The organism is Flagellimonas halotolerans (assembly GCF_035818535.1).
GTDB classification, from domain to species: Bacteria; Bacteroidota; Bacteroidia; order Flavobacteriales; family Flavobacteriaceae; genus Flagellimonas; species Flagellimonas halotolerans.
Genome location: NZ_JAYKYV010000001.1, coordinates 438,484 through 463,624, shown reverse-complemented (window position 1 = coordinate 463,624; position 25,141 = coordinate 438,484). Strand labels below are relative to the sequence as shown.

At 43.2% G+C, this 25,141-nt stretch carries 23 protein-coding genes; 17 read left to right on the top strand and 6 right to left on the bottom strand.

The window, feature by feature from the left end:
• Position 1: 1 nt before the first annotated feature.
• Both VM932_RS02115 and VM932_RS02110 read right to left on the bottom strand, forming a co-directional pair.
• Complete coding sequence (locus VM932_RS02115) at positions 2-688, bottom strand: hypothetical protein (RefSeq protein WP_326276926.1); 687 nt, start codon at positions 686-688, stop codon at positions 2-4.
• A complete protein-coding gene (locus VM932_RS02110; protein WP_326276925.1) occupies positions 685-4,479 on the bottom strand; it encodes a zinc-dependent metalloprotease in 3,795 nt (1,264 codons plus the stop codon). The genes VM932_RS02115 and VM932_RS02110 overlap by 4 nt, the downstream gene beginning before the upstream one ends.
• A 58-nt stretch (positions 4,480-4,537) precedes the next feature.
• Here VM932_RS02110 and VM932_RS02105 point away from each other — a divergent pair, with 58 nt between their 5' ends.
• From VM932_RS02105 to VM932_RS02040, 14 genes are all read left to right on the top strand, one after another.
• Positions 4,538-5,467 carry a bifunctional riboflavin kinase/FAD synthetase gene (locus tag VM932_RS02105; RefSeq protein ID WP_326276924.1) on the top strand — a complete coding sequence of 310 codons (930 nt, stop codon included), beginning with the start codon at positions 4,538-4,540 and terminating at the stop codon, positions 5,465-5,467.
• Positions 5,468-6,784 carry an HTTM domain-containing protein gene (locus VM932_RS02100; protein WP_326276923.1) on the top strand — a complete coding sequence of 439 codons (1,317 nt, stop codon included), beginning with the start codon at positions 5,468-5,470 and terminating at the stop codon, positions 6,782-6,784.
• A gap of 50 nt (positions 6,785-6,834) precedes the next feature.
• A complete protein-coding gene (serS, locus tag VM932_RS02095; RefSeq protein ID WP_326276922.1) occupies positions 6,835-8,106 on the top strand; it encodes a serine--tRNA ligase in 1,272 nt (423 codons plus the stop codon).
• A 281-nt stretch (positions 8,107-8,387) separates the two neighbouring features.
• Positions 8,388-10,124 carry a tetratricopeptide repeat protein gene (locus VM932_RS02090; protein WP_326276921.1) on the top strand — a complete coding sequence of 579 codons (1,737 nt, stop codon included), beginning with the start codon at positions 8,388-8,390 and terminating at the stop codon, positions 10,122-10,124.
• Between the two features lie 117 nt (positions 10,125-10,241).
• Complete coding sequence (locus tag VM932_RS02085; RefSeq protein WP_326276920.1) at positions 10,242-10,559, top strand: DUF4286 family protein; 318 nt, start codon at positions 10,242-10,244, stop codon at positions 10,557-10,559.
• 3 nt (positions 10,560-10,562) lie between these two features.
• Entirely contained in the window at positions 10,563-10,871 is a 309-nt protein-coding gene (locus tag VM932_RS02080) for a gamma-glutamylcyclotransferase family protein (RefSeq protein ID WP_326276919.1), read from the top strand.
• 18 nt (positions 10,872-10,889) lie between these two features.
• Positions 10,890-11,762: a 16S rRNA (adenine(1518)-N(6)/adenine(1519)-N(6))-dimethyltransferase RsmA gene (gene rsmA, locus VM932_RS02075; RefSeq protein ID WP_326276918.1), complete on the top strand. Its 873-nt coding sequence runs from the start codon at positions 10,890-10,892 to the stop codon at positions 11,760-11,762.
• Complete coding sequence (gene mgtE / locus VM932_RS02070; RefSeq protein WP_326276917.1) at positions 11,749-13,101, top strand: magnesium transporter; 1,353 nt, start codon at positions 11,749-11,751, stop codon at positions 13,099-13,101. Before rsmA ends, mgtE begins: the two co-directional genes overlap by 14 nt.
• 9 nt (positions 13,102-13,110) lie before the next feature.
• Positions 13,111-13,476 carry a cupin domain-containing protein gene (locus VM932_RS02065; protein ID WP_326276916.1) on the top strand — a complete coding sequence of 122 codons (366 nt, stop codon included), beginning with the start codon at positions 13,111-13,113 and terminating at the stop codon, positions 13,474-13,476.
• Between the two features lie 19 nt (positions 13,477-13,495).
• Positions 13,496-14,428, top strand: coding sequence for a 2-hydroxyacid dehydrogenase (locus tag VM932_RS02060; RefSeq protein ID WP_326276915.1), 933 nt, complete (start codon positions 13,496-13,498; stop codon positions 14,426-14,428).
• 58 nt (positions 14,429-14,486) lie between these two features.
• Positions 14,487-14,945 (top strand): DUF1801 domain-containing protein, encoded by a 459-nt coding sequence (locus tag VM932_RS02055; protein WP_326276914.1) that lies wholly within the window; start codon positions 14,487-14,489, stop codon positions 14,943-14,945.
• Positions 14,942-15,328 (top strand): VOC family protein, encoded by a 387-nt coding sequence (locus VM932_RS02050; protein ID WP_326276913.1) that lies wholly within the window; start codon positions 14,942-14,944, stop codon positions 15,326-15,328. Before VM932_RS02055 ends, VM932_RS02050 begins: the two co-directional genes overlap by 4 nt.
• Before the next feature lie 50 nt (positions 15,329-15,378).
• Positions 15,379-15,768 carry a YtxH domain-containing protein gene (locus VM932_RS02045; protein WP_326276912.1) on the top strand — a complete coding sequence of 130 codons (390 nt, stop codon included), beginning with the start codon at positions 15,379-15,381 and terminating at the stop codon, positions 15,766-15,768.
• Between the two features lie 185 nt (positions 15,769-15,953).
• A complete protein-coding gene (locus tag VM932_RS02040) occupies positions 15,954-16,445 on the top strand; it encodes a GNAT family N-acetyltransferase (protein WP_326276911.1) in 492 nt (163 codons plus the stop codon).
• Here VM932_RS02040 and VM932_RS02035 read toward each other — a convergent pair.
• From VM932_RS02035 to VM932_RS02025, 3 genes are all read right to left on the bottom strand, one after another.
• Positions 16,442-18,262, bottom strand: coding sequence for a lysophospholipid acyltransferase family protein (locus VM932_RS02035; protein WP_326276910.1), 1,821 nt, complete (start codon positions 18,260-18,262; stop codon positions 16,442-16,444). The two genes, VM932_RS02040 and VM932_RS02035, sit on opposite strands and share 4 nt — an antisense overlap.
• 78 nt (positions 18,263-18,340) lie before the next feature.
• Positions 18,341-19,591, bottom strand: coding sequence for an aspartate kinase (locus VM932_RS02030; protein WP_326276909.1), 1,251 nt, complete (start codon positions 19,589-19,591; stop codon positions 18,341-18,343).
• A gap of 28 nt (positions 19,592-19,619) precedes the next feature.
• Positions 19,620-20,102: a GNAT family N-acetyltransferase gene (locus VM932_RS02025; protein WP_326276908.1), complete on the bottom strand. Its 483-nt coding sequence runs from the start codon at positions 20,100-20,102 to the stop codon at positions 19,620-19,622.
• A gap of 111 nt (positions 20,103-20,213) precedes the next feature.
• On the opposite strand from VM932_RS02025, the gene fbp reads away from it, so the two are divergent.
• Positions 20,214-21,221, top strand: coding sequence for a class 1 fructose-bisphosphatase (fbp, locus tag VM932_RS02020; RefSeq protein ID WP_326276907.1), 1,008 nt, complete (start codon positions 20,214-20,216; stop codon positions 21,219-21,221).
• Here the strand turns inward: fbp and VM932_RS02015 are convergent.
• The gene (locus tag VM932_RS02015) at positions 21,218-21,646 is read right to left on the bottom strand and encodes a tellurite resistance TerB family protein (protein WP_326276906.1); all 429 of its coding nucleotides are present in this window, start codon (positions 21,644-21,646) and stop codon (positions 21,218-21,220) included. The genes fbp and VM932_RS02015 overlap by 4 nt on opposite strands.
• Positions 21,647-21,744: 98 nt before the next feature.
• Here VM932_RS02015 and VM932_RS02010 point away from each other — a divergent pair, with 98 nt between their 5' ends.
• Positions 21,745-24,207: a ligase-associated DNA damage response DEXH box helicase gene (locus VM932_RS02010; protein WP_326277125.1), complete on the top strand. Its 2,463-nt coding sequence runs from the start codon at positions 21,745-21,747 to the stop codon at positions 24,205-24,207.
• 290 nt (positions 24,208-24,497) lie between these two features.
• Positions 24,498-25,130 (top strand): ligase-associated DNA damage response endonuclease PdeM, encoded by a 633-nt coding sequence (gene pdeM / locus VM932_RS02005; RefSeq protein WP_326276905.1) that lies wholly within the window; start codon positions 24,498-24,500, stop codon positions 25,128-25,130.
• Positions 25,131-25,141 lie beyond the last annotated feature (11 nt).

The window sequence follows — 25,141 nt, the reverse complement described above, 5'->3', positions numbered from 1 at the left end:
TTTAAAGCACTTTAAAGTCAAACACCCCCGAATCGGAACTATTCCCCTCTAAATCCGTTGTGACCACCCTCCAATAATAAACAGTTCCAGATTCAACACCTACCGGTATTTCCATGGTGCTTGCATTAGTGAGCCCAACTGATGTTGTCGGTGGATCGGTATCCGAAAAGAGCACTTCAAAAGATTCAATATCGTTATCCACATCTGCACCGGACCATTCCAAAAGTACTTCGTTTGCAATATCCTTTTGCACCGTAGAGCCCGATGTTGGGCTTACCAATTGCGCAGGAAAAGGTGCATAGGTGGTTTGTGCACCTGCATTATAGAACAACCAGGTTGCACTGGAGGCTATTTGATCTGATGCTGAGTTCCGAGACGTTACGGACCAAGCATAAGGCGTTCCCTTAGTTATGGTAAGACTTGCGGATGTGGATGAGGTGGATATATTTTGCGGGACATTGGTGTCCAAATTTACAACGCTCAATGTATAGCTTTCCGTATTATCGGACGCCATCCACCTAAATGTGACCTGAGTGGATGTTTCGCTGATATCGGTTCCTGTAGTGCACTCAGAATTTTCTTCGGGAAACACCAACGCTGCACCCTTTGGGGCGGGTGGTGGACCATCATCTCCCCCACAAGAAACCAACAAAGCCACTATGGACAGCCTAATTATATTCCGAATCATCTTTTTACAAGTTTAAACATTTCTTTTACCCCCGCTTTTTCAACACCCAAATAATAAATTCCTTTGGGGAGGTTCGACAAATCCAACTGTAAATCATTGCCATAAACCTTTCTGTTATCGGTTCGAACCAATCTACCATTGGCAGTAAATATTTGTATGCCTACATCTCCTTCATAGCCCGCCAAATAAACCTCGGTAACGGCATCTACCGGGTTTGGTGAAATAATGGGCCTTGAAGAGTAGAACAGGGTCTTTTCAACCATGCCCTGACATGGCAAGTTTGAATACACCCTTAATGTATTGACACCTTCCTTTAAAGCAAGTTGAACTTTGGGTGCTTCGGTCTGTGTTACCAATCCATTGAGCTCGACATTATAAAATGAAGCCCCATTCAAATCCACGTTCACAATACCTGAATCTATCACCGCATCCATATCCAGCACATCGGGCTGGGTAATCATGGCATTAAAACATATTTCTTGATAGCTAATCGTTCCATTGGTTCCTGTAATACAAAGGGAATATTCTCCTGCAGATAAATTGGCAAAGGTTTGGGAGTTTGTAAAATCAAAGGATTCCGTACCATTGGCACCATCCAAAACTGCAGTATAGGTAATGGAGGTATCAAAAGGGTTTACCGTTATTGATCCATTGTTGCTGCTTCTACAGGTTTCACTTTCAATTTCGATTTCAAAATTATCCGAAGCAAACCTATAAACGGCACAGCCGTTGGTATCCACTTCCGCACCTTTGGGCGTTCCCAAACAAAGGTCGTCCCCATCATCAAAAACACCATCCTCGTCCTCATCTGGACGGTAGTTCCCTTCTATACAAACATCCAAAGAGAAACCTATCAAGGTCCCCCCATCACTTGCAGCAGTATCCTGTATTTCCAATACCCACTCACCCAATATGGATTCTCCCTTTAATGATGCCAATGACCCTAGAGGTGTTACCGTTCCAGAAATGGCAGGATTATCCCCGCATGTTATGGGGCTCCCATCATCATCAAAAACCGCGTTGATGTTATTCGCCTCTCCACAAGTGTTCGAAATTAACGTTACCACGGTTCCCTCCGGGGATGTAAGGGTAATGATCAAATCCTCCACATAGGTATGGTCCAACTCCAAGTTTACATTCACATCTGAAATGGGCAAATCTTCTACAAATAGAACCGATGTGGTAACGCTTGGCGTTCCTGAAGCTGAAATGGCAAGCGGCAAATCGTTAGGTTCCCTATTTTTACAGTCCACTTGCGCAGTAACAAAACTGAAAGTGGTTCCAAAAGTTCCTGTTCCACATCCGTTGTTCGGCCTAACCCTCCAAAAATACTCGGTTTCCGGCTCCAGATTCGTGGCCCTGTAATTGGTGAAGGGTATGTTGGCCGACTCTACAACATCAACAAATCCAGCATCTGTTGCCACTTCCACATCGTAACTTGAGTACAATGGGTCTTCCTCCCAGTTGAGTTCTGTATCCAAAGAAACTCCGACTTCACCATTAGCGGGAGACAACATTGCTACATCGGAAAAAGTGCCATCTTGTACCGATAGGGTAACAACCACGCTTTTGGTCACCGATGCGGAAGTAGCATTTACAATAATATCGTAAACCCCGGGGGCAACACTATTGGTATTGGATAAGGTCAGGTCCACAGCGGTTTGATCGGCACTGGCCTCCGTCGGGGAAAAGTTAGCTGATAAACCCGCTGGCACATCTGCCGAAAATGTAGCGGTTTCGTTGAATCCGGCGTATGTTTCGTACACAAAGGGAATCACTATATCATCCGGTTGACAAACTTCATGTTCCAACGTTTCAAAATTTAGGACCACTTCGGATTGTTCAATGGTAAAGTCAGTGGCGTTTACGGCAAAAAATACATTGTCGCTTGCCTTCACCATAATTCGAGCAGTTTCCGTAATATCCGCTGGCAAAAGCACTTCTTCGGAACCATCATTAACGGTGTTTTCCAATAAGGTGATCGGATAGGTCAAACCTCCGTCCAAAGAAAGAAAAATAGCTACATTCTGGGCGTTTATGGGAGCAACATCGGTATTGGCCACGTCCCATGTAATTTCTTGGACCGATCCTGCCTGATAGACCTCACCGGCTGCTTGGGAGGTAACCAAAAAAGGACCGGAGGCCTTAATGACCTTGACATCCAATACATCGGAAACTACCTGCCCCCCTCCCGCTGCATTGTCCCGAACAGTAAAGGCAAACCTAAGGTTTCGTTCTATATCGGAAACGGTTTCCCATGCACTTCCGGTAGCGGGGTTGGTTTGCGTTAAATTTCCCTGGGCCACTTCCGATAGCCTTGGGAAATATCGTGTGGGCTCCATGGAGGGTGGCACCGATCTAAAATTCGCACCGCTTGGATTGGTGGATCCAAAAGATGAGGTTGTCACCACACCATCATCAATTTGTTCCCAAGTATAGGTAAGTACATCCCCAACATCGGGGTCGGTGGCAATACCTTCCAGAACAAAGGCCGTCCCCTTTGGAATCGTAAAATCATTGACCGGGGTAAGTACTGGCGGCGAATTTACCAGTGCTTCGGTTTGCGCACATGAGGTTGTCGCGAGGTACGTAGCTATCTGAAGAATGCTATTGTAATGAAAATAATCGTCTCCTTGAGATGTTACATTATTGCCTTCAACAATTCCCGCATACCCCATTATTGTGGAACCACTTGCAGGTTCTGCTTGCACCCCGGTTCCTTCGGGTTCGAACGACCATGTATGGTTGGCCCCAAATTGATGGCCGAGCTCATGGGCCACAAAATCCAAATCGTATCCATCTCCTTGCGGATTAAATGCTGATGAAAAAGCACTTCCTTTTCTATTATCCACACAAACTGAAGCAATAAACCCTGCATTTCCATTATCCAAGCCTTCGTTCACTTTATGAAAAAGATGACCTACATCGTAATTTTCCTCTCCGATAAAGGAAGTTATGGTGGACTGTACCTCCGAATTTAAACTACTATCATAAGGATCCGTATTCGCATTGGTAAAGATGATTTCATCGTTGTCTGGAACAAGCTCCAATGTAACGCCCAAATCCGTTTCAAACACTTCGTTAACCCGTGTTAGTGTAGCATTGATTCCCGCTAGGGCATCCGCAATGGTGCCGCCCATTTCTTGGGTATATTCTCCCGATGCGGAAATCGCAATTCTGTATTTACGCAACACTTGATCATCCACCAAAGGAACAATGGTCTTTGCCGTAGTGCCCGATGACTTGCTTCCTGTACCGAATAAATCCTTGCTGGTCTCGCAGATAAAATCCATTTTTGAGGAAAGACCATCCTCTTTATCATACAAAACATAGGCATTCGGTTTATTGGAAACCGGCTCCATAAAAGCTGTTTTGTTGTCCTGCAAATCCACCAACATAGTTTGAATACCTTTGTGCGAACTACTTAGCTTCACTTTATATCTACCATCGGAGCTCACCCCCGTGTACGATTTGATATTCGGATATTTCTTGGCAAGATCAGGGTGCAGCACAGAGGTTTCCTTCAAATGGAACGGAACAATAACCCCTTCGTTGTTAGGCAGATAAACAATTTTTCGATTCGTTTTTGCTGATGAAAAAGGTTTCATTTCCTTTAAAAAACCTTCCCTATCCAAGGACAAAACCTTCTTGGCACCTGAAATATCTGTCAGGGAAGCACTTCGCAGATCAGACTGTTTGGGAATGCTTTTCCAATAACCTTGCTGCCCGTAAATGCAAAAGCAGTTAAAAAATATGGCTATTGAAAAAACAAAATGTAATTTAGCTTTCATACACGGTTAGGGCATAGTATAATTTCAAATGTAAGCCTTTTTTTATTTCTTTATTGCGTTGGAAACAATCCATAACATTTCTGATTTTAAGCACATTCCGCACCATACAGTGGTAACTATCGGCACTTTTGATGGTGTACATCTTGGGCACCGCAAGATATTGGAACGTCTCACAAACAATGCCAAAAACACGGGGTTAAAATCCACAGTGCTCACTTTTTTCCCCCATCCACGCATGGTTCTGCAAAAAGATGTGGACATAAAACTGTTGAATACCCTCGAAGAGAAAAAACAGATTTTGGAAACTTTGGGGCTGGATTATTTGATTATTCACCCCTTTACCAAACAATTTTCAAGGCTCTCAGCTATAGATTTTGTAAGGGATATCCTCGTAAACAATATCAAATCAAAAAGAATCATCATAGGGTACGACCATAGGTTTGGACGCAATCGAAATGCCAACATCCAAGACCTTATTTCCTTTGGCAATACCTTTAATTTTGAAGTGGAAGAGATTCCGGCCCAAGAAATTGAGGATGTTTCCGTAAGTTCCACAAAAATTAGAAAGGCGCTTTTGAAAGGCGATGTGGAAACCGCCAACAACTACCTCAGCTATGCCTACATGCTCACGGGAACGGTAAAAAAAGGCAAAGGTTTGGGCAAAGATTTTGGCTTTCCAACGGCCAATCTCCATATAGCCGAAGCATACAAACTCATCCCTAAAAATGGTGCCTATGTGGTAAAAAGCAACATCGATGGAAAAGAGTATTTCGGGATGATGAACATCGGCTTCAACCCAACCGTGGATGGTTCTAAAAAAAGCATAGAAGTCCATTTTTTTGACTTTGATGGAGACCTGTACGACAAAAAAATCCAGGTGGATCTGTTACACCGCATTAGAGACGAGCATAAGTTCAACTCCGTTGAAGAACTAAAGGAACAATTAAAGAAGGACAAAAACCATTCATTGGGTCTAATCTCCAAATAAATGCTGAGCCAATTTCTATTTAGGAAGATTGACAATGCACAACTTGTGGTTTTCAGAGTGTTTTACGGGCTTTTGGTCAGCGCGGAATGTTATGGCGCCATAGCTACTGGTTGGGTGCGTAGAACCTTGGTGGAACCAAAATTCACCTTTTCCTTTATCGGTTTTGAATGGTTACAACCCTTGCCGGGCAACGGCATGTACATTTATTTCGCCGTAATGGGCACTTTGGGACTTTTGATCGCTCTTGGGCTCAAATATCGCTTTAGCGCATTGGCTTTCGCAGTATTGTGGTCAGGGGTGTATCTGATGCAGAAAACATCCTACAACAACCACTATTATTTGCTGATGTTGCTCGCCTACATTATGGCATTTCTTCCCGCCAACCGAGATGCATCTTTAGATGCAAAATTAATCCCCAATCTACGTTCGCAAACCATGTACAACTGGGTTCGATGGACCATCATCCTGCAACTCTTCATCGTGTACACCTACGCATCGGTGGCCAAACTGTATGCGGATTGGTTGGATTTTAGCATGATCGAAGTGTTGATGGGCTCCAAAAAGGACTACTATGTGATCGGCGACCTCCTCCAACAAAAATGGGTACATAAAATAGTAGCGATTTTCGGTATTTGTTTTGATTTGCTGATTGTACCCGCCCTGCTTTGGAAACCCACCCGAAAAATTGCCTTTGTGCTGTCCATTTTCTTTCACTTGTTCAACAGCATCGTCTTTCAAATAGGTATTTTTCCTTACCTATCACTTGCGTTTACAGTCTTCTTTTTTAAACCACAGACCATCAGAAACATTTTTCTTAGAACCAAAAAGATACTGCCAGAGACCAAAATCATCATCCCTAAAACAAAAAAAATAGTCTTAACGGTTTTGGGCATCTACTTCCTGTTTCAATTGGTTTTGCCCCTGCGCCATCATTTCTTTAAAGGTGATGTGCTCTGGACCGAAGAAGGCCATCGGTTAAGTTGGAGAATGATGCTACGCAGCCGTGGCGGAAGCATCTCGTACAAAGTGGTGAACGCAGAGACCAAAGACACGATCAAAATCAACCTTAACGATTATCTCACCACAAAACAACAACAACGGGTTGCTTGCTATCCCGATTTTATTTGGCAGTTTGCACAGCACCTAAAAATAGAATATGCCGAAAAAGGCCAAAACATTCAAGTTTTTGCAGAGAACAAGGTCAAGGTAAATCAAAGGCCCTATCAACAATTTATTGATCCCAAAGTGGATTTGGCCAGTGTTACGTGGAAACATTTTGCCCATAACGATTGGATTCTGCCCGCTCCCAAGGAATAAAGTTGGGCACTTCTCAAGATTGAATTAAATTTGCGCCTCAAAACAAGGCTATGCTTCAAATACAGAATATCAGGGAAAACAAGGAAGGTATCATTGCCGCCTTAAAAAAGCGAAACGTCGATGCTGAACCTATGATAGCAAAGGTGTTGGAACTCGACGAAAAAAGACGTTCCATCCAAACCGAACTGGACGCTACCTTGGCCGAATCCAACAAACTTTCCAAGGAAATTGGCATGCTTTTTAAAACAGGAAAGGCACAAGAAGCCAATGTCCTTAAAGAAAAAACCGCTGGACTCAAAGAAACATCAAAAACATTAGGGGACGACCTAAACACTACTGCCGATGAATTGCAGCAGCAATTGTATTTGATTCCAAACGTTCCCCACGAGTCCGTTCCAGCTGGCAGTACAGAAGAAGACAATGAAGAGATTTTCAAAGAAGGAGACATCCCAACATTGCCCAAAGAAGCACTTCCGCATTGGGAATTGGCAAAAAAATACGACATCATCGACTTTGAGCTTGGCGTAAAAATCACAGGAGCTGGTTTTCCAGTTTACAAAGGAAAAGGTGCCCGCTTGCAGCGTGCCTTGATCGCTTATTTTCTGGGCAAAAATGCCGAAGCGGGCTACACCGAAATGCAAGTGCCGCTTATGGTCAACGAAGACTCCGGTTATGGAACAGGCCAATTGCCCGACAAAGAAGGCCAAATGTACCACGTACCGGCCGATAATCTGTACCTTATCCCAACCGCCGAAGTACCCGTGACCAACTTGCACCGTGGGGATTTGTTGGCAGAGAGTGATTTTCCCATCAAATATACCGGCTACACCCCCTGTTTCCGTCGCGAAGCAGGTAGCTACGGGGCACACGTTCGTGGTTTGAACCGTTTGCACCAGTTCGATAAAGTGGAAATCGTGCGATTGGAACACCCCGACAATTCATATCAAGCCTTGGATGAAATGGTGGAACACGTAAAAAATATACTGCGCGAATTAAAATTGCCATACCGTATTTTGCGTCTTTGTGGTGGCGATTTAGGCTTTACCGCTGCCCTTACTTTTGATTTTGAAGTGTTTTCCACGGCACAGGACCGCTGGTTGGAAATCAGTTCCGTGTCCAATTTTGAAACCTTTCAGGCCAACCGTTTAAAACTTCGTTATAAGGATGAAAACGGAAAAAGTCAATTGGCCCACACCTTGAATGGGAGCGCTTTGGCCTTGCCAAGGGTGTTGGCGGGAATCTTGGAAAATTATCAGACCGAGGAAGGCATAAAAATACCGGAAGTACTGGTGCCGTATTGCGGTTTTGACACCATCGCTTAAACATTTCAGCCATTTATTTGGATTCGCTTAACAGAATCCCCCACATTTCTGCGTTATATTTGAAATAAACCACTATGGATTTGAAATCCACGGTTTTTATTTTTTGAGTACAAATTGTCATCCATACATAGTGGAGCGACGAGGAGTCTTATAATTTTTAATTTGGAATGGGATTCTCACTATGCTCGAAATGACAAGATACCCTTAGTTATTACTAGATCATAAATATGCCTTTGCAACGTCTTTTATTTCTCATATTGATTTTATCCAGTTCTATTGGAATGGCTCAAGAAGATTTCTTGGCCAAACAATACTTTCAGGATGGTGATTATGAAAAAGCCGTGGTGTTCTACGAAAAATTGGTGGAGACCAATCCAAGGCGCACGGATTATGCCGAAGGCTTGGTGGCCTGCTACCAACAATTGGAACGTTATGATGATGCCGAGGCATTTTTACTTCAAAAAATAGAGGACAGCTACGCCTTTCCCACTTTTTACATTGAATTGGGGTACAATTTCACGCTAAAAAATGAAGCTGAAAAGGCGAATGCCTACTACGATAAGGCCATCAACAAAATCGAGGACAACCCAAACTATGGGTACAGCGTAGGCTATCGGTTCCAAAAATATGCGCTGCTGGATTATGCCATCCAGGCCTACACAAAAGCGATGGAACTGAAGCCGGACCTCAACTACGATTTTCAGTTGGCGCGCATCTATGGTGAGCAGGGCGACATCGCAAAAATGTACCAATCCTACCTCAATCTTATCTGGGAAGGACGAACATCGCGCTCCAACGTACTTCGGAACATTGATGATTTCATCTCCGAAGACCCATCCGACGAAAACAATGTCTTGTTGCGAAAAGTACTGCTTCAAAATGCACAAAAAGCGCCCGATATTCTCTGGAACGAGCTATTAAGTTGGCTTTTTGTTCAACAAAAGCAGTATAGTAGTGCCTTTGGCCAAGAAAAAGCCATTTACAAACGAAGCGAAGGCCAGTCCGTAGATAGACTGGAAAACCTGGGAAGCATAGCTTTGGAGGATAGGGATTTGGAAACCGCCACATCCATCTACGAATTTATTGTGGACAATACCGAAAACCCACGGACCAAACTTAATGCAGAGCTTAGCTTAATTGACATTGCTTTGGAAAACCCCACGGAAAAAGTATTGAAAGATGTTGAAAAACAATTTCAGGACTTGGTGGAAACATACGGCAACCAGAGCAGAACCCTTCAACTACAAATTGCCTATGCCAATTTCTTGACATTCAAAAAAGAGCAGCCCGAGCCTGCTATTGCGATGCTCAAACAAAGTTTGGAGCTGCCAATGGGCCGAATTACCATGGCCTATATAAAGCTCGCTCTTGGCGATATTCTGGTGTTCGATCAAAGATTCAACGAGGCCCTGATCTTATTTACCCAAGTGCAAAAAAGCATGAAGAACGATGTGCTAGGGCAAGATGCCCGTTTTAAAGTGGCACAGACCAGTTTTTATAAAGGGGATTTTGATTGGGCGCTCACTCAACTTAAAGTACTGAGAAGTTCCACATCCCAGCTTATTGCCAACGATGCCATGCAGTTGAGCCTTTTAATTTCTGACAACTCCCTCGAAGATTCCACCCAAACCGCCCTTAAAAAATATGCCAGAGCAGACCTGTTGGCCTATCAAAATAAAAACAAGGAAGCCATAGACGCCCTTGAAGATATTTTACAAAACCATAAAGGGGAAAAAATCGAGGACGAAGCTTTGCTGAAACAAGCGAAAATCCAAGTTGAACAGAAAAATTATGAAAGTGCCGAGTTCAACTATCAAAAAATAGTGGAGTTCTATGCTGATGGCATTTTGGCCGATGATGCACATTTTGCTCTTGGAGAGCTGTATGAGAACTTTCTGAACGAACCCGAAAAAGCGAAAAATCATTACGAAAAAATCATCTACAATTATCAGGACAGTTATTATTTCCCCCAAGCGCGTAAGAGTTTTAGAAGGTTGCGTGGGGATGCGATCAACTAATCCCCTTGTCATCCCCCCTTCTACGATTTGTTAAGCACAAATTCCGGCGGGAAACTTATAAAAAGATTTCCCAAAAAATAGACTAATTTTCACCCTTATTAAACTAAAAGAAACCGAATGCTCATATACAACGTTACCATCAATATAGACGAAAGTGTCCACGACCAATGGTTGGATTGGATGAAGGATAAGCACCTGCCCGATATGCTCGCCACAGGAAAATTTACGCACGCCAAAATGGTAAAAGTCTTGGTGGAAGAAGATATGGGAGGTATCACCTATTCGGTACAATATACCACTGAGAACAGGGATACATTGGAAGCGTATTACAAAGAGGATGCAGAACGCTTACGTGGCGATGCCCAAAAAATGTTCCCCAATAAATTCGTCGCCTTTAGAACGGAATTGGAAGTCATCAGTCAACAAATACCTTAGTCTTTGGAGTATCTGTTTTCCTACGGAACGCTTCAAGACCTGCAAGTGCAGGAGCACGTTTTTGGTCGCTTGCTGACGGGAAAGCCCAATGCAGCCCTTGGTTTTAAAAAACTGGAAAATGCTGTTTATGGTCGTTACCCTCTGGTTGTCAACACAAAGAACCCTGAAGATAAAGTAGCGGGAATGGCCTATGGGGTTAACGATGCGGACCTTGAAAAAGCAGATATTTACGAGACCAGTGCTTACAAACGGGAAAAATTCCCCTTGGAATCTGGTGACGAAGCTTGGATCTATATCGAAAATTCCAACTAACTTGCAAAAAAACCATCTGTGTCCAAAAAGAAAAAGAAGAAGTACTCCAACGGCCCCTCTCACAAAAACAAATATGAGCAGGAAGATGGTGCGGTAAAGGCAAAAAAACATTTGGGCCAGCATTTCCTTAAGGACGAATCTGTGGCCGAAAAAATAGCTCAGACCCTTTCGTTGGACGGATACTCCAATGTTATCGAAATTGGCCCTGGAATGGGAGTGCTTACCAAGCATTTGCTGAAACGGGATTTGGACTTGGTAGCCATGGATTTGGACGAAGAGTCCATTGTTTACCTCAACCAGAGCTTTCCTTTGGAACATGCCGATATCTTAAAGAACAACAATCGCCTCAACATTATTGAAGCTGACTTCCTCAAGTTTGACCTAACCCAACTTTACGGAGACGAACAGTTTGCCATAACGGGCAACTTTCCATACAACATTTCCAGCCAGATAGTTTTTAAAATGCTGGAAATGCGGGAACAAGTCCCAGAGTTTTCGGGAATGTTCCAAAAAGAGGTGGCCAAACGTATCTGCGAAGGACCTGGAAGCAAAACCTACGGAATACTTTCGGTTTTTGTCCAGGCCTATTACGATGCTGAATATTTGTTCACCGTTCCACCAAGCGTTTTCGACCCTCCACCAAAGGTGGATTCAGGCGTTTTGCGCCTCACCCGAAAAAAAGAGCTGACCTTGCCCTGCGATGAACGCCTTTTCTTTAAAGTGGTCAAAACGTCCTTTAACCAAAGACGTAAAACCATACGTAACAGTCTTAAAACCTTCAACCTTTCCGATAATCTAAAAGAAGATACTATCTTTGACCAGCGCCCAGAACAGCTGAGTGTAGCTGACTTTGTAACGTTGACTCAAAAGATAGCCAATGACCCCGTTTAAACTCACAGACGAACTTTTAGAAGAAATCAGGCAACTGATTGCCGATGGCAAGGACGCCGAGCTTCAGATCATGATGAAGGAGTTCCACTATGCGGATATTGCCGAGATAGCGGACGAACTGGAGGTTGAGGAGGCAACTTATCTGATCAAGCTGCTGGACAGCGAAAAAACTTCGGACATCCTTGCAGAAATGCACGAGGATATCCGTGAGGCCGTACTTAAAAACCTTACCGCCAAGGAAATTGCAGGAGAGCTTTCCGAACTGGATACGGATGATGCCGCGGATATCATCAACGAGCTTCCAAAGGAGCTTGTTCAAGAAGTCATCTCAGAAATAAAAGATAGGGAGCACGCCAAGGACATTGTGGATCTTTTACGGTACGAAGAGGATTCCGCAGGTGGTCTTATGGCGAAGGAGTTGGTCAAGGTCAACGAAAATTGGACGGTAACCACTTGTGTGAAGGAAATGCGTGCACAGGCGGAAAACGTAACCCGGGTACATTCCATTTATGTGGTGGATGATGAGGGCAAATTAAAAGGAAGGCTTTCCTTAAAAGACTTGCTTACCGCCTCGACCAAAACGCACATCAAGGATGTTTACATTTCCAAGGTAGATGCCGTAAACGTAAACGAAAAAGGCGAAGAAGTTGCCAAGATTATGTCCAAATACGATTTGGAGGCCATTCCAGTGGTAGATGAGATCGGCCGATTGGTGGGACGGATCACCATTGATGATATTGTGGATGTAATCCGTGAAGAAGCGGACAAAGATTACCAAATGGCGGCTGGTATATCACAAGATGTGGAAGTAAGCGATAGCATTTGGATATTGACCCGTGCTCGACTCCCTTGGTTGACCTTAGGCCTTTTGGGCGGACTTGGTGCTGCGGCCATTATGGGCACTTTTGAGGATATGATCTCCAAGCACGCCGTTTTGTTCTTTTTTACCCCATTGATCGCGGCCATGGCAGGCAACGTGGGCGTACAATCCAGTGCCATTGTAGTACAAGGCTTGGCCAACGACGATTTAAAGGGAAGCGTTCGGAACCATCTGCTAAAAGAAATGCTATTGGCACTCTTGAATGGATTTATTTTAGCTATTTTGCTTTTGCTCTTCACTTGGATTTGGAAAGGTGCCTTTGCCACGGCATTGGCCATTTCACTTTCCTTGATCGTGGTAATTGTGGTAGCAGGGTTCATCGGTACATTTATCCCGCTGTTCCTTCACAAAAGAAATATTGATCCCGCCATTGCCACGGGCCCGTTTATCACTACAAGCAATGATATTTTTGGAATACTGATTTATTTTTGGATAGCAAAAGTGATTTTGGGGATATAAATCCAAAGAATGAAACCCATCAACCTAAAAGAAAAACACGCTGAGTTTACCGAACAATGGCACCCCCATCAAATTGCCGTAGTGGACGACATGCAAGTGCTGTTGGCAAAACTCCAAGGTGAATTTGTTTGGCATGCCCACGAAAACGAAGATGAACTGTTCCAAGTAATAAAGGGAACACTGTATATGCAATTTCGCGATAGAACCGAAGTGGTGAAGGAAGGAGAAATCATCGTGGTTCCCAAAGGCGTGGAACACAATCCCATGACCAAAGAAGGCGAAGAGGTACATGTACTTCTTTTTGAAAAGATGGGTACGGCGCATACCGGAAAAGTCCAACACGAAAAAACACAGACCCACTACCCAAAAATCTAGGAGTTGTATATTTGCCCCCATGAAAGTTCTCCACCTCGATACCAATCACCCGTTGCTCCTCGAACAGTTTGCCGAGCTTGGGTTCGAAAATCACGAAGATTATACTTCCACCAAAGAGCAAGTAGAAGAAAAAATCCACCTGTACGATGGAATCATTATTCGAAGCAGGTTTACCATAGACCAACAGTTTTTGGACAAGGCCACCAATCTAAAATTCATTGGAAGAGTGGGCGCCGGATTGGAAAATATTGATGTGGAACACGCCAAGTTCAAAGAAGTATTTCTTGCATCGGCCCCGGAAGGAAACCGAAATGCCGTAGGCGAACATACTTTGGGCATGTTGCTCTCCCTTATGAACAATATGTGCAAGGCCAACCGTCAGGTAAAAAAAGGAAAGTGGAAACGCGAAGCCAACCGTGGTGTGGAACTGGATGGCAAAACCGTGGGCATTATTGGCTATGGGAACATGGGCAAGGCCTTCGCCAAAAAACTACGCGGTTTTGATGTAGAGGTCATTTGTTATGATATTGTCGGAGGCGTTGGGGACGAAAATGCCCGTCAGGTTGGGATTATGGAATTTCAACAGCGCTCAGATGTCATCAGTTTACACGTTCCCGAGACCGAACAAACCATAGCTATGGTGAATACGGAATTTATTAAGGGCTTCCATAAACCTTTTTGGTTGTTGAACACCGCCCGTGGCAAGTGTGTGGTGACCAAGGATTTGGTGAAAGGCTTAAAATCTGGAAAAGTACTCGGTGCAGGACTGGACGTATTGGAATACGAGAAAAAATCCTTCGAGAACATGTTCGTGCAAAAGCCCAAAGCTTTTAAATACCTACGCAAAGCCAAGAATGTGCTGCTCACTCCGCACGTAGCTGGTTGGACGGTAGAGAGTAAGGAAAAGTTGGCCCAGACCATCGTTGACAAAGTCAAAGAAAGATTTTGTTAACTTTCTAACCCTTACCCATCCTACTTTTGGCCCTGGCCATCCTTAAATTTGACCAGATATGACCATAAATGCCAAAACACCGGACGAATACATCGAAAAGTTGCCCGAGGAACGCAAAGCAGCTCTTTCCAAACTTCGGGAAACCGTAAAAAGCAATTTGCCAGAAGGTTTCGAGGAATGTATCAATTACAAAATGATCGGTTTTGTAGTACCGCACTCCTTGTATCCGGCTGGGTACCATTGCGCCCCAAAACAGTCTCTTCCCTTTATCAATATCGCTTCTCAGAAAAACTTTGTGGCACTTTATCACATGGGGATTTATTCAAACAAAGCATTGTTGGATTGGTTTGTTGCCGAATATCCCAAGCACGTGAACACAAAACTGGATATGGGCAAAAGCTGTATTCGATTCAAGAACATCAATAAAATACCTTATGCGTTGATTGCCAAACTTTGTCAAAAAATGACACCGCAAGATTGGATTGCCCTGTACGGACAAAACATCAAAAGATCATGAAAAATAGAGTAACGGGACTGGGAGGGTTTTTCTTTAAAAGCAAAGACCCGAACAAAATCAAGGAATGGTATAAAAACCATTTGGGGCTCAACACCGACCAATACGGCTGCACATTTTGGTGGAAGGATAAAGAAGGCAATGATTGCTCTACCCAATGGAGTCCGATGGATGAAAGAACGGGATATTTTAAACCAAGTGAAAAGCAATTTATGATGAATTTTAGAGTGGAAAACTTGGTAGAACTACTCGAAGTTTTGAAAAAAGAAGGGGTTACTGTTATCGGCGAAATCGAAGAATATGAATATGGGAAATTTGGTTGGATTCTAGGCCCCGAAGGTAATAAATTGGAACTTTGGGAACCTATTGACAAAGCCTTTCTTTAGGTATTGAATAATTTCCTACTTTTAAAGTTAATTAACCAACACTTTTAAACATGTCAGAAGAAGAGAAAAAAGACATCGGCGACAAAGCCGAAGAAGCAGCCAAGGATTTTCAGGAGGATGTAAAAGAAGCCTTTGACCCCAAAAACCCTGAAAGCGGCAAAACGGTGGCAATTATTGCCCATTTAACAATTATTGGATGGATTATTGCAATAATAATGAACAGTAGCAACAAAACGGAGGTCGGTTCTTTTTATGTAAGGCAAGTCCTTGGGATCGGTTTACTTGGTTTAGTTCTGGGCATTATACCCGTAATCAATCTTATAGCTTGGATTTTCCCATTTATTTTGTGGATAATAAGCCTGATTGGCGCTATCAATGGAACTCAAAAACCTGTTTTCCTAGTTGGGGAACACTTCCAAAAGTGGTTTAAGAGTCTATAACTATAATTGACAAAGGCTGTCTAAAATGCTATTAAAACGTCATTCTCAGTTCATTCCAGAATCCCATCGTACGGACTAACAAAGTATCATGAGGACCTGAAACAAGTTTAGGTTGACGAAAATCAAATTTTAGATAGCTTTTTTATACTCTTATTCATCGTAATATTGCAATCAATAAATCAGCTATGATTATCAGAACAATGAAGGCATCGGATTGGGAAGATGTCTCAACAATTTATTCCGAAGGAATCGCCACGGGCCTTGCCACTTTTGAAACCGAGCCCCCCACTTATGAGCATTGGGACAAAGCACATACAAAAGAGTGCCGTTTGATTGCTGAAAAAGATGGGGAAATTATGGGATGGGCTGCACTTTCTCCAGTTTCCAGCCGATGTGTCTATGGTGGCGTTGGGGAAGTCAGCGTTTACATTGCCGATAAAAGTCGTGGTATGGGCGTTGGCAGACTACTAATGCAACATTTGATCGAAGAAAGTGAAAAAGCTGGTTTTTGGACCATTCAATCAGGCGTATTTCCAGAAAATATTGCCAGTATTAAACTACACGGGAAAGTAGGCTTCCGCTATATTGGAAAACGTGAACGTGTGGGCAAAATCCACGGGGTTTGGAAGGATAATTTATTGTTTGAAAGACGTAGCAACAAAGTTGGAATGGATTAATCTTCTTCCATAGTTCCATTGCCCTCGGCCACTTTACGCTCCAACTCGGCCTGAAATTCTTCCATAACAGGCTTTACGGTACTTTCTGGAAGGTCTGCAATACGAATATACATTAACCCATCCACCGAATTATTGAACAATGGGTCCACATTAAATGCCACCACTTTGGCATTTTGCTTAATGTATTTTTTAATCAGAACAGGCAATCGTAAACTGCCTGGCTCCACTTCGCTGATCAGTTTGTCGAACTTGTTCAGGTCGGCCTGTGTCTCATCAAACACAAACTCCTTATCGGCATCTTTTAGTTTTACCTTGAACTCTTTTTTGGGTCGGATATATTGTGCTACATAAGGATCCCAATAGTTCGATTTCATAAACTCGATCATCAACGATTTTGAAAAATTGGAGAACTGGTTACTGATACTTACTCCTCCGATCAAATATCGATGTTCCGGATGCCTCAAGGTCGTATGCACAATTCCTTTCCAGAGCAAGAACAAGGGCATCGGTTTTTGCTGATACTCTTTTACAATATAAGCTCTGCCCATTTCGATGGATTTTTCCATCATTCCGTATAATTCGGGTTCAAATCGGAAAAGATCTTGAAGGTAAAAACCATCAATACCGTACTTTTTGAAGATTTCCGACCCCAAGCCCATACGGTAGGCACCAACTATGGTCTTTTTATCGTTGTCCCATAAGAATAAATGATGGTAATAGGAATCAAACTTGTCCAAATCAATGGCATTGTTGGTACCCTCTCCCACTTCCCGGAAAGTTACTTCGCGCTGTCGTCCAATCTCGTTCAAACAAAAGGGCATATCCTTGGCCTGGGCCAAAAACACTTCATAGTTCTTGCTTTGCAACATGCGGCAATCTTTCTCCCTTAATTTATCAATCTCACCTTCCAACACCTCTGCGCCTATCGCCGTGGCTATTTTCTGGGGTGGTTTCGGGATTTTAAGAGAAGTGGGAACCTTGTCTATAAAACGTTCCTTTTCAAAAGCATTGGCCAATAAATAGGTCTTTTTCCGAAGAAGTTCAGCAAAATCCTCCAAAGTCTGTTCCTCATTCTGGGTATTTACGGATATGGGCTGACCGATACGCACCTTAATGGGCCTTCGGCTCTGTGAGGTAAGCTCGGAGGGCAGCCTCGCCGTTCGGAATACATCATCTATCTTGGAGAGTCGGTAAAACAATCGACTGTTGCGAGCGTGGAAATATATAGGTACCACGGGCACTTCGGCCTTTCTGATCAGTTTTATGGCAGCTTCTTCCCACGGTCGGTCCACCACCAATTTTCCGTCACGGTACGTAGACACCTCTCCCGCCGGGAAAATGCCAAGCGGATGTCCATCACGTAAATGTTGGAGCGCATTTTTGAAACCAACAATACTACTTTTCGCATCCTTATGGTTTTCAAAAGGATTCACAGGCATTATGTAAGGCTTCAACGGTTCTATGCGGTGCAACAAAAAATTTGCGATTATTTTATAATCGGGTCGCTCCTTCAATAGTAATTTGAGCAACAACACCCCGTCGATTCCTCCCAAGGGATGATTGCTAATGGTGATGTATGGCCCTGACTTGGGCAATCGTTTTATATCCTCCTCCGGAATTTCAAAATCGATTTCGTAGTGGTTCAAAATAGCATCGAGGAATTCTGGACCAGAAAGCTCTTTGTTTTTGTCGTAAAATCTATTGATGGTGCTAATTCTAGTGGCTACCATTAAAAGCCATCCTACAAATGTTCCCAAAAAGCCATATTTGTCAAGATGGATGACTTTCGCGACCTCTTTAGCAGAAACCAAGCCCATAGAAAAAGTATTTAGGTACGTGTAAAGATAGAAAATAAACCCTAGAGCACTTTTTACCTAAATATTAAGCCTAAGCTTTTATTTTACAACCAATTGAACTGTTTCCTTGCCTCTTTGCTCTACCAACACGGACTTTCCATTTTGAAGGGATTTGACCGAATCATCGTTAAAATGGCGAATGGTATAAAGCGATACATCCTCGTGGCAAACTACTTTGAATTTTCGTTTGAGTTCTTCCAACAAAGGGGGTAATCCCCGGAATTTATTGTCCAAACATACGGAAAAGCTAATGGCGGAATTTTGGATTAGGTCAACTTTGAGCCGATGGTCGTGGAACAGCTTGAAGATTTCACTGATATTGTCCTCCACAATAAAGGAAAAATCCAAGGATGAAAGCTTTAGTAACACTTGATTCTTCTTCACGATAAAGCAAGGTACCTTTGGTTCTATGCCATTGCCTTTACCTACTGTCGTTCCTTTGTCCTTAGGATTCACAAAAGATTTTACCTTTAGCGGTATTTCCTTGCGTTGTAGGGGTTGCAAGGTTTTGGGGTGAATTACAGAAGCTCCATAAAACGCAAGTTCAATGGCTTCCCGGTAAGAAATCTGGTCCAGCAATTGCGCATTTTCAAAATTTCTGGGGTCTGCATTCAAAACTCCTGGCACATCCTTCCAAATGGTTACCGATTCGGCGTTGAGGCAATAGGCCAAAATTGCCGCGGAATAATCGGAACCTTCCCTGCCCAAAGTGGTGGTAAAGTTGTTATCGTCGCTACCCAAGAAACCTTGGGTAATGTTCAGTTTTGATATATCCACTTTGGAAACCACTTCTTGTTGTGTGCGCTCCCAATTTACTTGGGCATCCCTGTTACTGCTATCAGTTTTGATAAGGGTACGGACATCCACCCAGGTATTTGAAATACCTATCTCGTTCAAATATGCGCTGACTATTGTAGTGGATAACAATTCGCCATAACAAACCACCTGATCATAAACAAATGCATATTTGGGTGATTTGTTCCATGCCAAAAAGCCTCTTACCTCCTCAAAAAGCACCTTTACTTTATCATAAACCGGATGGTTGGGGTTTTGGAATAGATCCAACAATATGTTGTTGTGATATTCCACTACTTGTTGCAAGGATTCTTGAACGGTGTCTTTATCGTTAAAATAGGATTCCACCACCTTTTCCATGGCATTTGTGATTTTACCCATTGCGGAAATCACCACCAAGGTGTCGCTGTAACCTACTTCCCGTAAAACGTTGACCACATTTTTAATCGCATCTGCATCTTTAACGGATGCTCCCCCAAACTTAAATACCCTCATGTATTTTATATTCTAGAATTTAGTCGGCCTAGTTAAGGCTTTCTATATAATTTTTGATTCCTTCTTCGTCCAATTGCACCACGTCCCAATCGCGCAGTACATTAGCCCCTTTCTTTTCATAAAATTCGATGGCAGGTTCATTCCAATCCAACACCTCCCAACAAATGCGCTTTACGCCCAAACTGGCCCCATACTTGACCACCTCATCCAGCAAAGCCGTTCCCAGTCCACTTCCACGCATTTTTTTGGACACTATCAAATCCTCTAAGTGAATCGCGGGACCTTTCCATGTGGAATATCTTGGGTACACCAAGGCTATTCCCGCAATGCCATCTTGGGTATCGGCAACAAAACAATGGAACATTTTTTGGTCACCAAAACCATGCGAAACCAAATCTTTCTCGGTTATCTCTACTGCATTCGGTTCCTTTTCAAAATCGGCCAATTCCTGAACCAAGTTAAGCACCTGTCCCATATCCTCTGGTCGAGCGTCTCTGATTGTATATTCCATAATTGTTACAAATAAAACTCAAAGTTATAAAATTACATAATTAAAGTCTTACGAAAACGTTGTAGTTTCACAAAATGCCCGATATTTGTCCTTAAATAAAACAGCCTTTCCATGTTTGAGAAGCAACACCGCACCCTCGGTGAATTTATCATCGCCAACCAAAACTCATTTCAATATACTTCTGGAGAATTGTCAAGATTGCTGAACGGTATCCGTTTGGCGGCAAAAGTAGTGAACCACGAGGTGAACAAAGCAGGTTTGGTCGATATTATTGGAGCAGCGGGAGAAACCAATATTCAAGGGGAGAATCAGCAAAAACTGGATGTTCTCGCCAACGAAAAGTTTATTCAAACGCTAAAGAACAGGGAAATTGTTTGCGGAATCGCCTCGGAGGAAGAAGACGATTTTATCAGCATCAATAGTTTTGACAAGCAACACCAGAACAAATACGTTGTCCTTATCGATCCTTTGGATGGTTCATCCAACATTGATGTAAATGTATCGGTGGGAACCATTTTTTCCATTTACAGAAGGGTAACGCCCGTTGGCACACCGGTTACCCTGGAGGATTTTTTGCAGCCGGGAAAACATCAGATTGCCGCGGGGTACATTATTTATGGAACATCCACCATGTTGGTCTATACCACAGGTGATGGCGTTAATGGCTTTACTTTAAATCCTGCTCTGGGGACTTTTTACTTGTCCCATCCCGATATGCAATTCCCCGAAACGGGTAAAATTTATTCCGTAAATGAAGGTAATTACATCCATTTTCCGCAAGGGGTAAAGGATTACATTAAATATTGCCAAATGGAAGAGGGAGATAGGCCCTATACTTCGAGATATATCGGGTCGCTTGTTTCGGACTTTCACCGCAACATGATAAAAGGCGGTATATATATGTATCCGAGAAGCAGTAAGTCCCAAAACGGTAAGCTCCGTTTATTGTACGAGTGCAACCCCATGGCATTTTTGGCCGAACAGGCCAATGGTAAGGCCAGTGATGGCTTTCAGCGCATTATGGATATACAGCCCACTGAACTTCACGAAAGGGTTCCTTTTTTTTGTGGTAGTAAAAAAATGGTGGAAAAAGCAGAAGAGTTTATGGCCAAGGCCTAATTTTCCCTTTTTACCAATTCATGGTAATCCTCGAAGGGGATTTCCCCCCTGAAAATTTTGATGGATTTATCAATGATCTGAGCTGCTGTTCTTGGAGAAAAACCAAGTCCAACGGCATACTTTTCCACAATTCTGCGCTCTTCATCATCAATATCGTGATCCGAGAAAATAATCTGGAAGAAATCAAACAGCCTTTTAAATCTTTTCTCGCCACTGTGCGGAGTTTCAATCGGGTACTTATTCTCCTTTTTCATCACCTCCTTAAACTCATCTTCACTAATGTTGAGTTTAAAGGCAAACTTTTCCAAAATGGCCATTTCCTTTGGGTTAATGTCCCCATCGGCAGCTGCCAAACTTGCCAATGTGGCAAAATGGGCCATGTTTCTCCTATGGTCTCCGTGCTCGTAAAGATCTAAAATTGGCATACCTTATATTTTGTGGCACAAATATAAATCTTATCGCAAATAAGTGGGTACAAACCCAGCAAAGAAATTTGTATTTTTCAATCTCAAGTACCACGGCTCTGCAAGAATCAGAATTGTTCCATATAGCTGAAAACTGGTTCCAAGAACAAAATTGGAAACCCTTCCCGTTTCAAAAAGAGACCTGGAATGCTTTTTTGAAGGGCAAACATGGTTTGTTGAACGCACCTACGGGCAGTGGAAAAACCTATGCGCTTTGGTTTCCGATCGTGCTCAACTACATCAAAAATAATCCTGATTACAAGACCAAGCACAAAAAAGGACTAAAAGCCATATGGATAACCCCATTACGCGCACTTTCGCAAGAAATAAAACAATCCGCAGAACGAATTACCAAGGATTTGGAAACCCAAATGACCGTAGGGATTCGCACCGGAGACACCTCAGCCAAAGAACGGGCAAAAATGCGTACCAATATGCCCGACCTATTGATTACTACGCCAGAGAGTTTGCAGTTGTTGTTATCATCCAAAGAATACGGTAAAACCTTCAAAAACTGTTCTGCCATTGTGGTGGACGAGTGGCACGAACTTTTGGGCACCAAGCGCGGTGTTCAAATGGAGTTGGGGCTGTCCCGATTAAAAACGGTCTGCAAACAATTGCGAATTTGGGGCATATCGGCCACCATTGGGAATCTCGAACAAGCACGCGAAGTATTGCTGGGACCTACATCTCCAGAACTTGCCAATTCGGTCTTGATCAAGGCCAAGCTGAACAAAAAAATTACGGTAAAAAGTATTATTCCAGAAAAGATGGAAACTTTTCCATGGCGCGGGCATTTGGGACTGCATCTTTTGGATCAGGTAGTGCCCATTATCAACAATAGTACAACCACTTTGCTCTTTACCAACACCCGAAGCCAATGCGAAATCTGGTTTCAAAAAATACTGGGGAAATATCCTGGGTTTGCCGGGGAAATGGCCATGCACCACGGCAGCATAAACAAAGAGACCAGGCTTTGGGTGGAGCAGGCCATTCGCAACGAAAGCCTTAAAGCTGTGGTCTGCACATCGAGCCTTGACCTTGGGGTTGATTTTGCTCCCGTTGAGACGGTGGTGCAGATTGGTGGGCCAAAGGGCGTGGCCCGTTTTTTGCAACGGGCAGGGCGAAGTGGTCACCAACCCGGCAAGGAAAGCGTTATTTATTTTTTGCCCACCCATGCCATTGAACTGGTAGAGGCATCGGCCATGCAAAAAGCAGTAAGGAACAGCGCAGTGGAAGACCGAATACCCTACCTCAACAGTTTTGATGTCCTCATTCAATATTTGACTACACTTGCTGTCTCCGATGGGTTTTATCCAGAAGGGGTTTATCCTGAGATCAAACAAACATTTTGCTACCAAGCCATCACCGATGAACAATGGCAATGGATCCTCAATTTCTTGGTGATGGGCAGCCAGAGCCTTAAAAGTTACGACGAATACAAAAAGGTGGAAATCGAGGAAGATGGAAGATTCAAAGTAAACAGCAGGGCGGTTGCCATGCGGCACCGATTTCAAATTGGAACCATTGTGGGCGACGCCACCATCTCCGTTCGCTATCAAAAAGGAGGATATATCGGCAGCATTGAAGAATATTTCATCTCCAAACTGAGTCCTGGCGATGTATTCACCTTTGCGGGTCGGAATCTGGAATTCATCAGAATAAAAGGAATGGCAGCGCATGTGCGAAACTCAAAAAAAAGAACCAATAAAGTACCCAGTTGGATGGGTGGAAGATTGAGTTTTTCCGCAAAAATGTCGGAGCTGTTACGCCAAGAACTGTACACCGCTGAACTGAAATTCTCCGAACAATCGGAAGAAATTCGAGCATTGCAACCGATGTTCAACAAGCAGCGGGAAGAAAGCATAGTGCCACGACCGCATCAGTTTTTAATCGAAACCTTCAAGACCCGTGATGGTTACCACCACATGTTTTACCCGTTTGAAGGCAGGGCGATCCACGAGGGAATGAGCAGTCTTTTGGCCTACCGGATCAGCCTACTTGCACCGATCACTTGTTCACTGGCCTTTAACGACTACGGTTTTGAATTGCTATCGGATAGGGAAATCAACATTCGGGAAGTTTTGGACAACAATTTGTTCACCCCCGAATACATGTTGTCCGACCTTCAAAAAAGTTTGAATTCCAACGAAATGGCACGCAGAAAATTTCGTGATATCGCCGTAATCAGTGGAATGGTTTTTTCGGGATATCCCGAAAAAGGAGTCAAAATGAAACACCTACAAAGCAGTTCGGAACTGCTCTTTGGTGTTTTCCGTGATTTTGAGGACGATAATCTGCTCTACCAACAGGCCTACACCGAAACCTTTGAACACCAGCTGGAAGAAGGGCGTTTACGATTGGCCTTGGAACGCATTGCCCAACAAGAGATAGTTTGGAAACAATGCTCCCAACCTACGCCCCTATCTTTCCCGATAATTACGGACAGACTCAGGGAAAAACTGTCCAACGAAAAATTAGCAGACCGTATTAAAAGAATGGTGGATAAATTGACCAAATAGCCAAAAATCGTCCAAGTATTTGCCATTCCGTGCTCCAGCCGGCAATGTTCTGTATAAAGACAACACGGTCATTTCGAAATGAGATGCAATGCATTGATTGGGAAATCTAAAATCCTAACTGGGATTTCTCGACTGCTCTTTCAATTACGCTCTGGATAGAACTCGAAATGATAACGGAACTATTTGTGAAAATTAGTGCCATTCGATTTCAAAAGCCTAAAGAGGTTTCTCACACGCGCTCCGCTCGGTTCGAAATGACAATTGCTTTAAATTTGTTGTTCCAGACTCAAATGACACAAAACATTCAAATACAAAATCAAGAATTCCAACTTCACCCTTTGGGTGGATTGTTTTGGATAGAAAAATCACTCTTGCTTATCAGTGATGTGCATTTGGGCAAAGTATCGCATTTTAGAAAGTTTGGGGCTGCCGTGCCCAGAAAGGCCATCCACAAGAACTTCTTGCTCTTGGATAAAATCGTTGCCGATTTTCAGCCCTTTCAAATCTGTTTTTTGGGAGATCTGTTCCACTCATCATTAAATAAAGAGTGGGAGTTCTTCGAGAATTGGGTAGCCAAAACCCCTGCTGAAATTCTGCTTGTGACGGGGAACCATGACATCATTGCGCCAGAAAAATTCAAAAAACTGAAGGTCTTGATATTTCCAGAACTGGTCATGGACGCTTTCTTGTTGACCCATCATCCCGAAGAACGAAAAGACCATTTTACCTTTTGCGGGCACATTCACCCTGCTATAAAACTTAAAGGATTTGGACGGGATCGCATAAAACTGCCTTGTTTTTTTAAGTCCGACAACCAAATGATCTTACCTGCTTTTGGTCAATTCACTGGAACGCACGCACTCAATCCCAAGAAAGGTGACGAGGTATATGCCATTGTTGAGGACAGTATTATTAAGGTCTAGACTCCTTGCTT

What these genes read in the sequence shown, in the direction of transcription:
- VM932_RS02060 (WP_326276915.1), top strand. Translation starts at nt 13,496, where the DNA reads ATGAAAGTTCTCCACCTCGATACCAATCACCCGTTGCTCCTCGAACAG.
- VM932_RS02115 (WP_326276926.1), bottom strand. Translation starts at nt 688, where the DNA reads ATGATTCGGAATATAATTAGGCTGTCCATAGTGGCTTTGTTGGTTTCT.
- VM932_RS02110 (WP_326276925.1), bottom strand. Translation starts at nt 4,479, where the DNA reads ATGAAAGCTAAATTACATTTTGTTTTTTCAATAGCCATATTTTTTAAC.
- VM932_RS02015 (WP_326276906.1), bottom strand. Translation starts at nt 21,646, where the DNA reads ATGCCAATTTTAGATCTTTACGAGCACGGAGACCATAGGAGAAACATG.
- VM932_RS02100 (WP_326276923.1), top strand. Translation starts at nt 5,468, where the DNA reads ATGCTGAGCCAATTTCTATTTAGGAAGATTGACAATGCACAACTTGTG.
- serS (WP_326276922.1), top strand. Translation starts at nt 6,835, where the DNA reads ATGCTTCAAATACAGAATATCAGGGAAAACAAGGAAGGTATCATTGCC.
- VM932_RS02025 (WP_326276908.1), bottom strand. Translation starts at nt 20,102, where the DNA reads ATGGAATATACAATCAGAGACGCTCGACCAGAGGATATGGGACAGGTG.
- VM932_RS02050 (WP_326276913.1), top strand. Translation starts at nt 14,942, where the DNA reads ATGAAAAATAGAGTAACGGGACTGGGAGGGTTTTTCTTTAAAAGCAAA.
- VM932_RS02065 (WP_326276916.1), top strand. Translation starts at nt 13,111, where the DNA reads ATGAAACCCATCAACCTAAAAGAAAAACACGCTGAGTTTACCGAACAA.
- VM932_RS02030 (WP_326276909.1), bottom strand. Translation starts at nt 19,591, where the DNA reads ATGAGGGTATTTAAGTTTGGGGGAGCATCCGTTAAAGATGCAGATGCG.
- VM932_RS02035 (WP_326276910.1), bottom strand. Translation starts at nt 18,262, where the DNA reads ATGGGCTTGGTTTCTGCTAAAGAGGTCGCGAAAGTCATCCATCTTGAC.
- mgtE (WP_326276917.1), top strand. Translation starts at nt 11,749, where the DNA reads ATGACCCCGTTTAAACTCACAGACGAACTTTTAGAAGAAATCAGGCAA.
- fbp (WP_326276907.1), top strand. Translation starts at nt 20,214, where the DNA reads ATGTTTGAGAAGCAACACCGCACCCTCGGTGAATTTATCATCGCCAAC.
- VM932_RS02045 (WP_326276912.1), top strand. Translation starts at nt 15,379, where the DNA reads ATGTCAGAAGAAGAGAAAAAAGACATCGGCGACAAAGCCGAAGAAGCA.
- pdeM (WP_326276905.1), top strand. Translation starts at nt 24,498, where the DNA reads ATGACACAAAACATTCAAATACAAAATCAAGAATTCCAACTTCACCCT.
- VM932_RS02055 (WP_326276914.1), top strand. Translation starts at nt 14,487, where the DNA reads ATGACCATAAATGCCAAAACACCGGACGAATACATCGAAAAGTTGCCC.
- VM932_RS02040 (WP_326276911.1), top strand. Translation starts at nt 15,954, where the DNA reads ATGATTATCAGAACAATGAAGGCATCGGATTGGGAAGATGTCTCAACA.
- VM932_RS02090 (WP_326276921.1), top strand. Translation starts at nt 8,388, where the DNA reads ATGGCTCAAGAAGATTTCTTGGCCAAACAATACTTTCAGGATGGTGAT.
- VM932_RS02085 (WP_326276920.1), top strand. Translation starts at nt 10,242, where the DNA reads ATGCTCATATACAACGTTACCATCAATATAGACGAAAGTGTCCACGAC.